The organism is Polynucleobacter sp. VK25 (assembly GCF_018687355.1).
In the GTDB taxonomy this organism is placed as follows: Bacteria; Pseudomonadota; Gammaproteobacteria; order Burkholderiales; family Burkholderiaceae; genus Polynucleobacter.
In genome coordinates this window covers 1,840,297-1,853,125 of record NZ_CP061288.1, presented here as the reverse complement: position 1 = coordinate 1,853,125, position 12,829 = coordinate 1,840,297, and the positions used below count along the sequence as shown (strand labels likewise).

The 12,829-nt window shown below is 46.1% G+C and carries 16 protein-coding genes; 11 read left to right on the top strand and 5 right to left on the bottom strand.

Going from position 1 to position 12,829, the window contains the following annotated elements; all coding sequences use genetic code 11:
• Window positions 1-9 precede the first annotated feature (9 nt).
• Entirely contained in the window at window positions 10-864 is an 855-nt protein-coding gene (locus AOC21_RS09300) for a cytochrome c oxidase subunit 3 (RefSeq protein ID WP_215391701.1), read from the top strand.
• Window positions 865-930: 66 nt separating this feature from the next.
• On the opposite strand, the gene AOC21_RS09295 is transcribed toward AOC21_RS09300, so the two are convergent.
• Window positions 931-1,143, bottom strand: coding sequence for a twin transmembrane helix small protein (locus AOC21_RS09295; protein WP_215391700.1), 213 nt, complete (start codon window positions 1,141-1,143; stop codon window positions 931-933).
• A 24-nt stretch (window positions 1,144-1,167) separates the two neighbouring features.
• On the opposite strand from AOC21_RS09295, the gene AOC21_RS09290 reads away from it, so the two are divergent.
• Genes AOC21_RS09290 through AOC21_RS09270 form a run of 5 tightly spaced genes read left to right on the top strand, consistent with a single transcriptional unit; the run spans window position 1,168 to window position 5,227 of the window.
• Window positions 1,168-1,965 (top strand): SURF1 family protein, encoded by a 798-nt coding sequence (locus tag AOC21_RS09290; protein ID WP_251371499.1) that lies wholly within the window; start codon window positions 1,168-1,170, stop codon window positions 1,963-1,965.
• Window positions 1,962-2,618 carry a hypothetical protein gene (locus AOC21_RS09285; protein ID WP_215391699.1) on the top strand — a complete coding sequence of 219 codons (657 nt, stop codon included), beginning with the start codon at window positions 1,962-1,964 and terminating at the stop codon, window positions 2,616-2,618. Before AOC21_RS09290 ends, AOC21_RS09285 begins: the two co-directional genes overlap by 4 nt.
• Window positions 2,618-3,739 (top strand): heme A synthase, encoded by a 1,122-nt coding sequence (locus AOC21_RS09280; RefSeq protein WP_215391698.1) that lies wholly within the window; start codon window positions 2,618-2,620, stop codon window positions 3,737-3,739. The genes AOC21_RS09285 and AOC21_RS09280 overlap by 1 nt, the downstream gene beginning before the upstream one ends.
• A gap of 2 nt (window positions 3,740-3,741) precedes the next feature.
• Window positions 3,742-4,635: a heme o synthase gene (cyoE, locus tag AOC21_RS09275; RefSeq protein WP_215391697.1), complete on the top strand. Its 894-nt coding sequence runs from the start codon at window positions 3,742-3,744 to the stop codon at window positions 4,633-4,635.
• A gap of 7 nt (window positions 4,636-4,642) precedes the next feature.
• Entirely contained in the window at window positions 4,643-5,227 is a 585-nt protein-coding gene (locus AOC21_RS09270) for an SCO family protein (protein WP_215391696.1), read from the top strand.
• Between the two features lie 36 nt (window positions 5,228-5,263).
• Here the strand turns inward: AOC21_RS09270 and rpoH are convergent, their stop codons facing one another.
• Together rpoH and ftsY are read right to left on the bottom strand one after the other, a co-directional pair.
• Entirely contained in the window at window positions 5,264-6,187 is a 924-nt protein-coding gene (gene rpoH / locus AOC21_RS09265; protein ID WP_215391695.1) for an RNA polymerase sigma factor RpoH, read from the bottom strand.
• Between the two features lie 93 nt (window positions 6,188-6,280).
• Complete coding sequence (gene ftsY, locus AOC21_RS09260) at window positions 6,281-7,171, bottom strand: signal recognition particle-docking protein FtsY (RefSeq protein WP_215391694.1); 891 nt, start codon at window positions 7,169-7,171, stop codon at window positions 6,281-6,283.
• Between the two features lie 63 nt (window positions 7,172-7,234).
• On the opposite strand from ftsY, the gene AOC21_RS09255 reads away from it, so the two are divergent.
• From AOC21_RS09255 to AOC21_RS09235, 5 genes are read left to right on the top strand one after another with little or no spacing between them, the layout of a single operon-like run.
• Entirely contained in the window at window positions 7,235-8,599 is a 1,365-nt protein-coding gene (locus AOC21_RS09255) for a pitrilysin family protein (protein ID WP_215391693.1), read from the top strand.
• Window positions 8,599-9,936 (top strand): pitrilysin family protein, encoded by a 1,338-nt coding sequence (locus AOC21_RS09250; RefSeq protein ID WP_215391692.1) that lies wholly within the window; start codon window positions 8,599-8,601, stop codon window positions 9,934-9,936. Before AOC21_RS09255 ends, AOC21_RS09250 begins: the two co-directional genes overlap by 1 nt.
• Entirely contained in the window at window positions 9,908-10,555 is a 648-nt protein-coding gene (gene rsmD / locus AOC21_RS09245) for a 16S rRNA (guanine(966)-N(2))-methyltransferase RsmD (RefSeq protein WP_371817787.1), read from the top strand. The genes AOC21_RS09250 and rsmD overlap by 29 nt, the downstream gene beginning before the upstream one ends.
• Before the next feature lie 36 nt (window positions 10,556-10,591).
• On the top strand, window positions 10,592-11,089 hold the full coding sequence (gene coaD / locus AOC21_RS09240) for a pantetheine-phosphate adenylyltransferase (protein ID WP_215391691.1): 498 nt from the start codon (window positions 10,592-10,594) through the stop codon (window positions 11,087-11,089).
• Between the two features lie 25 nt (window positions 11,090-11,114).
• A complete protein-coding gene (locus AOC21_RS09235) occupies window positions 11,115-11,381 on the top strand; it encodes a YfhL family 4Fe-4S dicluster ferredoxin (protein WP_215391690.1) in 267 nt (88 codons plus the stop codon).
• Between the two features lie 18 nt (window positions 11,382-11,399).
• On the opposite strand, the gene pth is transcribed toward AOC21_RS09235, so the two are convergent.
• Window positions 11,400-11,990: an aminoacyl-tRNA hydrolase gene (gene pth, locus AOC21_RS09230; protein ID WP_215391689.1), complete on the bottom strand. Its 591-nt coding sequence runs from the start codon at window positions 11,988-11,990 to the stop codon at window positions 11,400-11,402.
• Between the two features lie 111 nt (window positions 11,991-12,101).
• Window positions 12,102-12,746: a 50S ribosomal protein L25/general stress protein Ctc gene (locus AOC21_RS09225; RefSeq protein ID WP_215391688.1), complete on the bottom strand. Its 645-nt coding sequence runs from the start codon at window positions 12,744-12,746 to the stop codon at window positions 12,102-12,104.
• Window positions 12,747-12,829: the final 83 nt, after the last annotated feature.

The window sequence follows — 12,829 nt, the reverse complement described above, 5'->3', positions numbered from 1 at the left end:
GAGAATAAGATGTCATCCAATTCAACCCCATACTATTTCGTCCCTGGACTATCTAGGCATCCAGCCATGGCGGCACTAGGCTTGATCGCCTTTGGTTTCGGTATATCTGGCTGGGTTAACCACGCTTCTTGGGGTGGTCCATTAACCCTTACTGGTGTGGCCTGGGTGATCTTTGTTCTTTATAACTGGTTCGGTGACACGATTGCAGAGTCCAATGCCGGCAAGAACGGTATCAACGTAGACATCTCTTATCGCTGGTCAATGGCCTGGTTCATCTTCTCCGAAATTATGTTCTTCGGCGCTTTCTTTGCGGCCCTCTTCTATGCGCGCAATATTGCGATGCCTTGGATGGGCGATGTAGAAAGCAAATTGCTTTGGCCTAATTTCCAGGCTGTTTGGCCAAATGATGGTCCTGCTGGTTTGGTTGAAAAATTCACCACCATGGGTCCATGGCCAATTCCAACCATCAACACATTGTTGCTATTGAGTTCTGGTGTGACTATTACGATTGCTCACCATGCATTAGTAGAAAACCACATGAAAAAAGCCATTATTGGCTTAGCTGCAACAGTTGGTTTGGGCATCGTCTTCTTGGGCTTCCAGGTATATGAGTACTACCATGCATACCATGAGCTCAACCTGAAATTAACATCAGGTATCTACGGCTCTACTTTCTTCATGTTGACCGGCTTCCACGGCTTCCACGTGTTCCTTGGTGGCACGATGTTGGCAATTGTCTTGCGCCGTATGATTCGCGGGGACTTTACTTCTAAGCACCACTTTGCTTTTGAAGGCGCCGCTTGGTATTGGCACTTTGTTGACGTAGTCTGGCTGGGTCTGTACATCGCTGTTTACTGGATGTAAGTAAGAATAAAAATCGGGGCCGAAAGCCCCGATTTGTTTTTAAGTGCTTGCTTATTAAGACACCATTTAATTGGTGCCTACCTTAATTCCAGTGGCCTCAATTAGGCCAAAGTAGTGGGCAACGAGAATTCCCAAAAACAAGGCGACAGATAGGCCAATACGTAGCATGAGCGAGTGAACCATTCGCGAACTATTACCCCTGTCTTTCATCATGTAATACAAGGCTGATCCTAAGCTAAAAACAATCATTAGTAGGACAATCGGAATAAGCCACTTCATCTCAAATCCTTATTTATAAATCTCTTGATTAGTCTTTTTACTGCCCTCATTGCTAAGCGCACAGTTGCTACTGTATCAGCCTTGCTAGTCATTGCAATTGGCTGTGGTGCTGGTATTTGGCAGCTAGGTAGAGCCGAGACCAAAATTGCCTTAGCGGCAAATTTACAAGCTAGACAACAAATGCCCGTCTTGAATGCCAATCAAGGTCCCTGGACCCTAGAGGAGGCGAATGAGCGTCGTATGAATGCGCGTGGGCAATATATTCCTGAAGCAGCTGTATGGCTGGATAACAGGCCAAGACCTATTCCCCCAAGTGGCAGCACTAGTTCACAGTCAGGTTTCTACCTCATGATGCCTTTAAGACTCGAAGGTAAGGATGAGGTCCTCTGGGTAAACCGCGGCTGGGCGCCACGTAATAATGAAAATCGCGAAACTCTGCCGATAGTCCAAACTCCAAACAAGGTAGTCAGCATTGAGGGTATCGTTTTTGCTCATCCTGGCAAAGTTTATGAGTTGGGTGGTAGCAAGATTTCTGCCTACGAGGGCAAGCCAAGAATTGAGCAAAATTTTGATTTAATGGTCCAGGCCAAGCTACATGGCTGGAGTCAAGCCCCCTTTATCTTACGTGAGCTTGAGGTTGGTGCCGATGATGGCTTGCTGCGTGATTGGGCGCCCCTGACAAGCGGAGTCGATCGCCATTATGCTTATGCATTCCAGTGGTTTGCCTTGGCTTTTACTGGATTTGTATTTTGGTTAATCAGTGGTTTACGGCAATATAAACGTCAAGGTTTTGGCAATGGGCATCGAGGGGATCAAGAGTGAGTGATAAAGAGTTGTTAATTCCGGCATCACAGTTAGATTCTGCAGCCATCAACGCGCGCACTCGTCGTGGCCGCATTCAGATGCTGTTGTTGTTACTGGCCTGTGCTTCACCAGTGATTGCATCCTATTTTGCTTATTACGTTATTAAGCCTGCCGGCGGTAAAACCAATCTTGGAACACTAGTTTATCCAGCGCAAGACTTTGATACCGCATGGCTTGAGGTGCCGACAAAAGGGAAGTGGACTTTGTTGATTGCTCGTCCAGCGGGTGAGTGCCAAATTAAGGATGAGAAATGTATTGAGGCCCTATTTCTGATGCGTCAGACAAAGGTTGCCATGGGTAGAGAAAGTGGGCGCCTGCAACTCATTTGGGTCAATACCGATGGCAAGCCTGTCGATCCTGAAGTGATTAAGGTTTACGATGAGAAAGCGGCTGGCCTGAAGATAGTGGGGCTTCCGGCAGATCCTAAGGCTAAGGCTGAATTTGAGGCTTGGTTAAATAAAGAAGGTGCGGGTCAACAGATTCAACTAATGGATCCTACCCCTGCAAAGATGATGTATTTCCCTGTAACAAATTCTCCTAAAGAATTTGGGAGCATGAAAAAAGATTTGGAAAAACTCCTGAAGTTAAATCACAAGGGCGAAAATTTGTAATGCCAAGTTTGATTTTATTTATGGAGTTAGCAGCAATTGCCATTATTTTTGCTGGCTTGCCACTACTGTATCTTTGGAGAAAGTCAGGCTATAGCTTTTTCCAAAAACTCAATTGGGTACTGGTCTTCATGACGTTTGATCTGATTGTGTTTGGTGCATTTACACGCCTCACAGATTCTGGATTAGGCTGCCCCGATTGGCCTGGATGCTACGGAACTTCCAATCCCTTTCATGCGCTGAGCGATATTCAACAAGCTGAGAGCGCCTTGCCTACAGGGCCCGTGACGGTAATCAAGGCCTGGATCGAAATGATTCATCGCTACTTAGCCATGACTGTGGGCGCTTTAATTTTGGTGCAAGTGTCCATTGCATTTTCTAAGTTGAAGTCTTTAGGAAAAGCCCCGCTGTTTGGCAGCTTGGGCCTACTGTTGTTAGTCTGTGTACAAGGCGCATTTGGTGCTTGGACCGTCACCTTAAAGTTACAGCCAATCATCGTTACGATTCATTTGATGTTGGCCTTAGTCTTGTTAGCTTGTTTAACAGCCTACGCACAGCAGTCATGGGAACAAAAATATTCCTCCGTTCGCACTATTCGGATTCGCCCAGTTTCAGCACAACTGCTTACCCTCTCTTTCATCGTTTTATTTACTCAAATTTTCTTGGGGGCTTGGGTGAGTACAAATTACGCTGTACTAGCCTGCCCTGATTTTCCAACTTGCTTAGGTAGTGCATGGCCCGAGACAAATTGGCGTGAAGGCTTTACGCTTTGGCGTCAGCTCGGCTTAAATGCACAGGGTGAGTTCATTTCCCCGGTTGCCTTGCAAACCATTCATTGGGCGCATCGGCTATTTGCATTATTGGTATTGGTAGTGCTTGGAACTCTGGGTTGGAGGGCTCTTAAGCTCGCAACCCCAGTTCTTGCGGGTCTTGGCCAGGTGGCAAAGCTTTTGTTGCTTGTGCTGCTGTTGCAGGTAATCACGGGCATTTCTAATGTGGTGTTTCAGTGGCCCTTATTTGCAGCCCTATTACATACCGCTGGCTCTGCTGCTTTGGTATTCTGTTTGGTCAGAATGAGTTATTGGACTTCTTGGCAGTCTTTCATTCAAAAGAAGATGGCGTAAATATGAGTGACTCTAAAACAAGCGCACCTGTCGCTATGCCGCGATGGCGTCAATATTGGGTTTTAACCAAACCTAGAGTGACTCAGCTCGCCGTATTTTGTGCGGTCATCGGCATGTTCTTGGCGACACCGGGGATGGTCCCTTATCCGGTACTCTTTGGCGGAATTGTTGGTATCTGGCTTTTGGCAGGCGCTGCATTTGCGGTGAACTGTTTAATTGAGCAAGCTGTTGATGCCAAGATGAAGCGCACTGCTTGGCGTCCCTCTGCAACGGGTGAAGTCACCCCTTTTCACATTATCATTTTCTCAATCGTTCTAGGTTCACTCGGAATGATTATTTTGTGGAATTTCTGTAACCCCTTAACGATGTGGCTAACGCTTGCTACTTTCGTTGGTTATGCAGTGATCTATACCTGGTTGCTCAAGCCCGCAACACCACAAAACATTGTGATTGGTGGCTTATCAGGCGCAATGCCACCAGCGCTTGGTTGGGCGGCGGTGACAAATACGCTTTCTGCAGAAGCTTGGCTTTTAGTTCTGATTATTTTTGTATGGACCCCTCCGCATTTTTGGGCTTTAGCCTTATATCGTCGCGATGATTATGCTCAATCAGGCTTACCGATGCTACCGGTGACTCATGGAGAGCGCTTTACGTTACTCAATATGGTGCTTTATGCCTTGATATTAATTGCCGCAACTATGCTGCCTTATATCTACGGCATGAGCGGTATTATTTATTTAGTGTCGGCAATCATTCTGGGTTTAATGTTCTTGGCCTATGTAGTTGCGCTATTTATGTCATACAGCGATGCCTTGGCCAAAAAGACATTCCGCTTTTCGATTACCTATCTTTCGCTACTCTTTGCGGCACTCTTGATAGACCATTATTTCCTCTAAGATCAATATGAATTTTCTGCGCCTTTGCTGTTTAGCAATCCTCTGTTTTGTATTGACTGCTTGTAGCCCAAAGCCAGAATTCAAAAATATTGATATCACTGGCAGCACAGCCTTTGGTAAGGACTTTAGTTTGGTAGATCCTGATGGCAAGGTGAGAACCTTGGCAGACTTTAAGGGCAAAGTGGTGGTGATGTTCTTTGGCTACACCCAGTGCCCAGACGTTTGCCCAACGACCTTGACAGAAATGCAGCAAGTGATGACTCTGCTCGGACCCCAGTCAGATAAGGTGCAAGTACTTTTTGTAACAGTAGATCCTGAGCGAGACACTGCAGAGATTCTCAAGCAGTATGTTCCCGCATTTGATCCACGTTTCTTGGGTCTACGCCCTGCGGATGAGGCATCTTTAGAGAAGGTCACCAAAGACTTTAAGATTTATTACAAGAAAGTGCCAGGAACTAAGCCAGGCTCTTACACAATGGATCACACAGCGGGTAGCTATGCATTTGATCCTGAGGGTCGCTTACGTTTGTATATCAAACATGCTCAAGGTCCAGAGACCTTGGCGCATGACTTGAAAGAACTACTGAAGTAAAAAATGAAAAGGGTTCTTAATCGAACCCTTTTTTATTTAGGCTGCCTGGAGTAGTCCACGCATTTTTTTGAGGGCGGCAGTTTCAATTTGGCGAACACGTTCCGCAGAGATGCCGTATTCATCAGCAAGGTCATGCAATGTCTTCGTGCCATTACCTTCAGCATCCATTGCTAACCAACGGGATTGCACAATATTGCGGCTGCGCTCATCTAAGGCCATCAGGGCCTGATCTAGCTTGGGGCCTTGCATGGCATCAGCCTCAGCACTGGCAATGCGCGCAGTAGGCTCTTGAGAGCTGTCTGCTAGCCATTGGATGGGTGCATAAGCGGACTCATCATCGCTATCATCGCCTTCAAGCGCAACATCACCACCAGCAAGACGCATTTCCATTTCTTTGACATCAGAACCTTTGACATCAAGTGCTTTAGCCAAGGCATCTACTTCGCTTGGAGTTAGTGCGCTCAAAGTCGGTTTGTTGCTACGCAAGTTAAAAAACAGCTTGCGTTGTGCTTTAGTTGTTGCAGTTTTGACCAAACGCCAATTCTTGAGAATGTACTCATGAATCTCTGCTTTGATCCAATGGATTGCATAAGACACTAAACGCGCACCATTGTTTGGATCATAGCGTTTAACCGCTTTCATCAAGCCGATATTGCCTTCTTGAATCAAGTCAGCATGTGGAATACCGTAGCCAAGATACTGGCGCGCAACAGATACCACCAAACGCAAATGTGAGAGCACTAAAGTTTTAGCGGCATCTACATTTTCTGTGCGACGAAATTCCTGCGCAAGATGCAACTCTTCTGCAGCGCTAAGCATCGGTACGCGATTAACGTAGGCAATGTATGAATCGAGAGTGCCAACCCCAAGAGTTGGCAGCATTGGAAATGCAGACGCCGCCGCAGTCTGCGCGACTGGCAGCGTTTGCAAATTCGGTTTGTCGGATTTCTTTTGAACCATTTTTTCTTATAAATATGAGGTGTTAATAGAGGTCTATTTTAGCACTCTTGTCAAGAGAGTGCTAATGGTTTATGAGCTCTGTAAGCTACTGATTTAATTGAATAATTCGGATGAATATTGCCCTGCTGTGAAGGGGGCTAAATCATCAATTCCTTCACCCTTGCCTAGGGCTAAAACAGCTGGTTTTGGGCCGTCTTGTAGGGTTTGGGCCAAGGCGCAGATAACACCGCCTTTAGCAGTCCCATCCAGCTTAGTCACAATGATTCCTGTAAGGCCTAGAGCAGCATGAAAGGCCTTTACCTGGCTCAAGCCATTTTGCCCAGTATTGCCATCCAAAACGAGCAGGGTGTGGTGCGGTGCCCCAGGAAGTGCTTTACCGATGACGCGCTTCACTTTCTTGAGCTCTTCCATCAGGTTGTCCTGGGTAGCCAGACGACCAGCAGTGTCAATAATCAGAATGTCATTCTTGCGAGAGATCGCAGCATGAATCGCATCGTGCGCCACAGCTGCTGCATCACCTCCCTCTTGGGTAATGACGTCAACCTGGTTGCGTCCACCCCATTCTTGCAACTGGTTGCGTGCAGCAGCTCTAAAGGTGTCGCCAGCAGCTAAGAGCACGGATTTTCCTTGTGACTGAAAGAGTCGGCAGAGTTTGCCAATAGTCGTTGTCTTGCCAGCGCCATTTACCCCTACAACTAACCATACCTCTGGAGTGTTAGGCTTATTACTTGTAAACAGTGGATTTGGTGAGGGCTCAATAGCCGTTAGCAATGTGCTGACTTCTTGAATAAGAAGCGCTTGCAACTCCTCTGGGCTAGAAGCTTTTTCGGATTTTGCTGCTTTACGTAGTTTGCTGATGAGTTGTTCAGTCGTAGGTAGACCCACATCACTTTGAATGAGTGATTCTTCTAAAGTTTCAAACCAAGATTCATCAACCTTGCTTGATTTGAAAAGAGATCCGAGGGTTTTACGTAAGCCGAACATAATCGATACAATTTAAAACATGCATCTTATCAATTTAATTCTTGGGGTATGGTGATTTAGCAGATGCTTTCCAATTTACTTCGAAATTCCTTTTTATTCATCCTGTTTGCTCAAATTGCTTGGGCTGTTAGCGCCCAATCAGCAGATACGCATGAATATCAGTTAAACAATGGCCTGAAACTGATTGTGAGAGAAGATCATCGTGCTCCAACGGTAGCGCATATGGTCTGGTATCGAGCTGGATCAATAGATGAAGTCAACGGCAAGACTGGCGTTGCGCATGTGCTGGAGCACATGATGTTCAAAGGCACTGACAAGGTGAAGGCAGGCGAATTTTCTCGCTTAGTGGCTGCTGTGGGTGGGCGCGAAAACGCATTTACCTCGCGCGATTACACCGCTTACTTTCAACAGGTTGAAAAATCTAAATTAGAAGATGTCATTAAGCTTGAGGCAGATCGTATGTCGAAGCTCAATTTTGACGATGCGGAGTTCTTAAAAGAAATTCAAGTCATCATGGAAGAGCGTCGTTTACGCACTGAAGACAATCCAAGCAGTTTGCTCAATGAGTCATTGATGGCAACTGCCTATATGAGTTCTCCATATCGTCATCCAATTATTGGCTGGATGAATGACCTGCAGAATATGAAGGCAGCTGATGCACGGGATTGGTATCGCAGTTGGTATGCACCCAACAATGCAACTGTGGTTATTACTGGCGATGTAGATTCCAAAAAAGTGTTGAGCTTGGTAGAAAAATATTATGGCGCAGCTGCTGCTCATGAATTGCCTGTTCGCAAGCCGCAAATTGAGCCGGTGCAAAAAGGGGTGAAGCAGGTTCAGGTAAAAGCGCCTGCTGACAGTGCGCAACTATCGATGGCTTGGAAGGCTCCACGCCTTGAGCCTGGTAAGTTAGATGACCCTGAGCCCTATGCCCTAGAGCTTTTGACGGCAGTGCTTGACGGATATGACAACGCTCGCTTAAATCGCACCCTCGTTAAACAAGAAAAAGTAGTGAATGATGTTGGTGTGGGTTACGACATGATTTCTCGTGGGCCAGAGTTGTTTTTAATTAGCGCAACCATGGCTAAGGGAAAAACGGTTGACCAAGCCCAAGCAAGTATTCGGAAGGCGCTTGATGAGTTAAAACAAAAAGGAATCTTAGAGTCTGAGCTGAAGAGAATTAAGGTCCGTATTTTGTCTGAGCAAATCTACAAGCGCGATTCTATCTTTGGCCAGGCAATGGAAATTGGCAGCACTGAAATGGCTGGCTTCTCTTGGAGGGATATTGATTACATGTTGGAGAAAATGCAAACCATTACTCCTGCGCAAGTTCAGGCTGTTGCGAAAAAATATCTGGTGGATGATGGTTTGACAATTGCGGTTTTGGATCCACAAGCTCGTCAATCTGTAGGTAAGGAGGGTAAATAATGAATCCCTTCATGAAGAGCATTGCAGTTTGCCTACTGACTTTTGGTTTGCTTGGCAATGCGTATGCCATCTTACCTATCGAAAAGTTAGACTCTTACAAGGGTGCTAAAGCCTATTTAGTTCAAACTAAAGCGCTCCCCATGGTGGATATCGAGGTCAGCATTGATGCGGGTGACCGTTATGATCCTGCCGGCAAAAGTGGTCTTGCCGATATGACTGCAGCCCTGATGAATTATGGGGTTCGTGGTAATAGGGGCTTATTAAATGAGGCCCAAATTGCCGACGAAATCGCGGATCTAGGTGCCAATATTGGCTTATCGGTGGGTGGAGAGCGCGCTATTTTGCGTATCCGTAGTCTGAGTAGAAAAGACTTGCGTGATAGAGCGGTTCAGTTGGCTGGAGCTATGTTGAGTGCGCCGACTTATGATCCGAAGATTTTTGAGCGTGAGAAGCAAAGAACAATGACGAGCTTGCTAGAAGCAGAAACAAAACCCGAGTTTGTGCTTGAGCGCCGCTTTAAAAAATCAGTGTATGGAAGCTATCCTTTGGCTGATTCTCCAACAGTGAAATCCGTTGGTAGTGTCAATGCAAATGATTTGAAGGGTTTTCACAAACAGTTTTATCGCGGTGATCGCATGATTGTGAGTATTGTTGGTGATGTAGATCGTGCACAGGCAAATGAGATTGTTCAGGATTTGTTAAAGCAGATTCCTCAATCGGGTCAGCCTATTGCGAAATTACCAGAGTTGCAGCGCTCTCCTGTAGAGCCCTTAGCGCAACGAGAAATTCAGATTCCATTTGATGCGCAACAAGCTCACATTGCGATGGGGATGACAGCAGTTGCTCGCAACAATCCTGATTACTTCCCTTTACTAGTGGGTAACTATATTTTGGGCGGCGGCGGATTTGTGTCTCGCCTGATGTCTGAGGTGCGAGAGAAGCGTGGCCTTGCTTACAGCGTGTTTAGTTATTTTGCCCCCGGTAAAGAGAATGGCATTTTTCAAGCGGGTCTGCAAACCAAGAGTGATCAGGCTTCGCTTGCCTTGGAGGTGATGAGCTCAACAATCGGTCAATTTATTGCTGATGGACCTACTCCAGCGGAACTTATTGCCGCTCAAGCAAATTTAGTGAATGGCTATCCACTACGTATTGATAACAATCGCAAGTTGTTGGATAACGTATCTTCAATTGCGTGGAATGACTTGCCGCTCGATACGATGGATGTATGGACTAAACAAGTTGAGGCAGTTACTTTAGAGCAGGTCAATGCTGCATTCAAGAAATATCTTGCTATGGACCGCATGAAGATTGTTGTGTTGGGAGCAAAAAATAAATAAGCCCAATAAAGCAAGTAAGTCTCTAAAGACAGAGCCACCCAAAAAGGTTCGAATTATTGGCGGCAACTGGAGAAGCCGCTTGCTTACAGTGTTGGATCTTCCAGGGTTGCGTCCTACAACGGATCGTATTCGCGAGACGCTATTTAATTGGCTGGGACAAGACTTAACTGGCTTACGTTGTCTTGATCTCTTTGCGGGTACTGGCGCTTTAGGTTTTGAAGCTGCCTCAAGAGGCGCTGCATTAGTCATCTTGCTAGAAAAAGATAAAAAGGCTTGCGCTAATTTAAGCGCTAATTTAGCGCTCTTGCAGTCATCTCCCGCTACTGGAATTGTAGAAATCCTTCAACGCGATAGCCTGGAATTTCTGAAGCAGCAGGCAGATCGTTCCAGCAACCTTATTTTTATTGATCCACCATTTCAGGATTCAAGCTTATTGGACCGCTCGGTCATTGAGGCTGCTAGGGTGTGCGATGACTCTGCAGGTGGCGGTATTTATGTGGAATTTCCCTCTAACCGTCCACGCGAGGGGGTAGAGGCCTTGCTCCCTGACTGGCATTGTGGAAAATACTTAGAGGCTGGACAGGTAAAAGCTTGTCTATTTCGGAGTGGAAGAGGCTAAACTCTTGCCTGTAGCCGATAAAGCCTTAGGAACGTTATGACAGTTGCCGTATACCCTGGAACATTTGATCCATTTACTCGTGGTCACGAGGATTTGGTGCGCCGCGCCTCGAGCATTTTTAAAGAGCTCATTGTGGGTGTTGCCGATAGTCGTAGCAAGCGTCCATTCTTCACTTTGCAAGAGCGTATTGATATTGCCAAGGAAGTGCTTGGTCACTACCCCAACGTCAAAGTTGTTGGCTTTACTGGCCTGCTCAAGGATTTCGCTCGTGAGCATCATGCCCGTGTGATCGTGCGTGGTTTACGTGCAGTATCTGATTTTGAATATGAGTTCCAAATGGCCGGCATGAATCGTTACCTGCTTCCTGATGTTGAAACACTGTTCTTGACTCCATCTGATCAATATCAATTCATCTCCGGCACCTTTGTGCGCGAGATTGCTTCGATGGGTGGGGATGTGAGTAAATTTGTTTTCCCATCAGTAGAAAAATGGCTAGTCCAAAAAATCGCAGCAGGCACTCAGAATAAAGAGTGAAAAGAGTGACACTGGCGAGTAAACCATGGCTTTAATGATCACAGACGAATGCATCAACTGCGATGTGTGCGAGCCAGAATGTCCAAATGATGCGATTTATATGGGCTTGGAGATTTACGAAATCAACCCTGATAAATGCACTGAATGCGTAGGTCACTACGATGCCCCTCAGTGTCGCCAGGTATGCCCGGTAGACTGCATTCCATTTAATCCTGAGCACACTGAAACTCAAGACCAATTGATGGTGAAGTTCAAGCTTTTAACTGCTGCCAAAAAGATGAATGCCGCTTAACTGCGCAGCTTAACTAAGTTAGCCCTTAGAGTGCAGCTCCATCATGGCTGTTTGGGTATCGCCCTTTAAAAAGAGCGGCAAAATTTGCAAGCCATTTTCAATGCTGGCATCAATGAGTTTTTGCTCAGCCAATTGCGGTCTACGCAAAACATAATCTGCGACATCCATAGGGCGTCCATCACCCGCTAAATCTCTGGGATGGCCAATACCAAGGCGTAAGCGCCAATAATCTGGAGTGCTTAAATGTGCCTGAATATCTTTCAGACCATTGTGACCACCAGTACCCCCACCTAACTTCAAACGAGCGGTGCCAGGCTTGAGATCAAGTTCATCTTGCACTACCAAAATATCTGCCGGCGTAATTTTATGAAAGCGACATAGTGCGCCAACGGATTGACCACTTAGATTCATGTAGGTGCTTGGCTTTAGCAGGTAAAGATCTTCACCTTCCCATTTAGCTTTAGCTACTTTTCCATGAAAGCGTTTTTCTGATTCAAAGCGTGCACTGAATTGTTTTGCTAAGGCGTCGACAAACCAGAATCCGGCATTGTGCCGATCTTCTTCGTGCTCATCTCCAGGGTTGCCTAGGCCAACAATTAATTTAGTCATGTTGAGAGTTTAAAGATATAAAAGTATTTCGCCAAAAAAGAATGAAAACTTGGGGCAATAAAAAAGGCCCGCTTGCGCAGGCCTTCTAATACAAGCGATTGAGCTAATAAATTAAGCTTTATCCTTTGGTGCTTCAGCTGCAGGGGCTGCCGCTGCTGGTGCAGCAGGCGCATCTGTAGGCTCAGCAGCTTTAACTGCTGGAATACGTGCGTTTGCAAGCACTGGGTTTTCTTGCTCAACATGCAATACCAAAGTAACGCCTTTTGGCAATGCGAGATCTTTAGCGTGAATACCGTGACCAACTTCAATCTTTGCTAAGTCCACTTCGATGAACTCTGGCAAGTCTGCTGGTAAGCAAGAAACTTCGAGCTCAGTCATGATGTGGCTAATTACTGCGCCTTGCAATTTCACAGCAGCTGAAGTGTCAGCATTAGTGAAGTGCAATGGAACGCGCATATGAACTTTCTCAGTCGCGGATACGCGTTGGAAGTCAATGTGCAATACCAATGGCTTAAATGGATGCATTTGGTAATCGCGCAACAACACTTTTTGTGTCTTGCCACCAATTTCCAAATCCAAAATGGATGAGTGGAACGCTTCCTTGCGGAGGGCATGGAACAACGCGTTGTGGTCTAACTCGATGACCAAGGCTGGATCTTTACTACCGTAAACGATTCCCGGAGTTTTTCCGGAATTGCGCAGACGGCGGCTCGCACCCGTTCCCTGTACGCTTCTTTCAAAGGCAACTACTTTCATGATGAATTTCCTAGTTAAGGTTAATTTCCGTTCGCGACCAAACAGAAAAGCCTTTGATTATATCGTGGGAACGAATGTTTTTG

Excerpts from the sequence above, each read along its gene's own strand:
- AOC21_RS09300 (WP_215391701.1), top strand. The coding sequence starts at position 10 with ATGTCATCCAATTCAACCCCATACTATTTCGTCCCTGGACTATCTAGG.
- AOC21_RS09295 (WP_215391700.1), bottom strand. The coding sequence starts at position 1,143 with ATGAAGTGGCTTATTCCGATTGTCCTACTAATGATTGTTTTTAGCTTA.
- AOC21_RS09280 (WP_215391698.1), top strand. The coding sequence starts at position 2,618 with ATGCCAAGTTTGATTTTATTTATGGAGTTAGCAGCAATTGCCATTATT.
- cyoE (WP_215391697.1), top strand. The coding sequence starts at position 3,742 with ATGAGTGACTCTAAAACAAGCGCACCTGTCGCTATGCCGCGATGGCGT.
- AOC21_RS09270 (WP_215391696.1), top strand. The coding sequence starts at position 4,643 with ATGAATTTTCTGCGCCTTTGCTGTTTAGCAATCCTCTGTTTTGTATTG.
- rpoH (WP_215391695.1), bottom strand. The coding sequence starts at position 6,187 with ATGGTTCAAAAGAAATCCGACAAACCGAATTTGCAAACGCTGCCAGTC.
- ftsY (WP_215391694.1), bottom strand. The coding sequence starts at position 7,171 with ATGTTCGGCTTACGTAAAACCCTCGGATCTCTTTTCAAATCAAGCAAG.
- AOC21_RS09255 (WP_215391693.1), top strand. The coding sequence starts at position 7,235 with ATGCTTTCCAATTTACTTCGAAATTCCTTTTTATTCATCCTGTTTGCT.
- AOC21_RS09250 (WP_215391692.1), top strand. The coding sequence starts at position 8,599 with ATGAATCCCTTCATGAAGAGCATTGCAGTTTGCCTACTGACTTTTGGT.
- coaD (WP_215391691.1), top strand. The coding sequence starts at position 10,592 with ATGACAGTTGCCGTATACCCTGGAACATTTGATCCATTTACTCGTGGT.
- AOC21_RS09235 (WP_215391690.1), top strand. The coding sequence starts at position 11,115 with ATGGCTTTAATGATCACAGACGAATGCATCAACTGCGATGTGTGCGAG.
- pth (WP_215391689.1), bottom strand. The coding sequence starts at position 11,990 with ATGACTAAATTAATTGTTGGCCTAGGCAACCCTGGAGATGAGCACGAA.
- AOC21_RS09225 (WP_215391688.1), bottom strand. The coding sequence starts at position 12,746 with ATGAAAGTAGTTGCCTTTGAAAGAAGCGTACAGGGAACGGGTGCGAGC.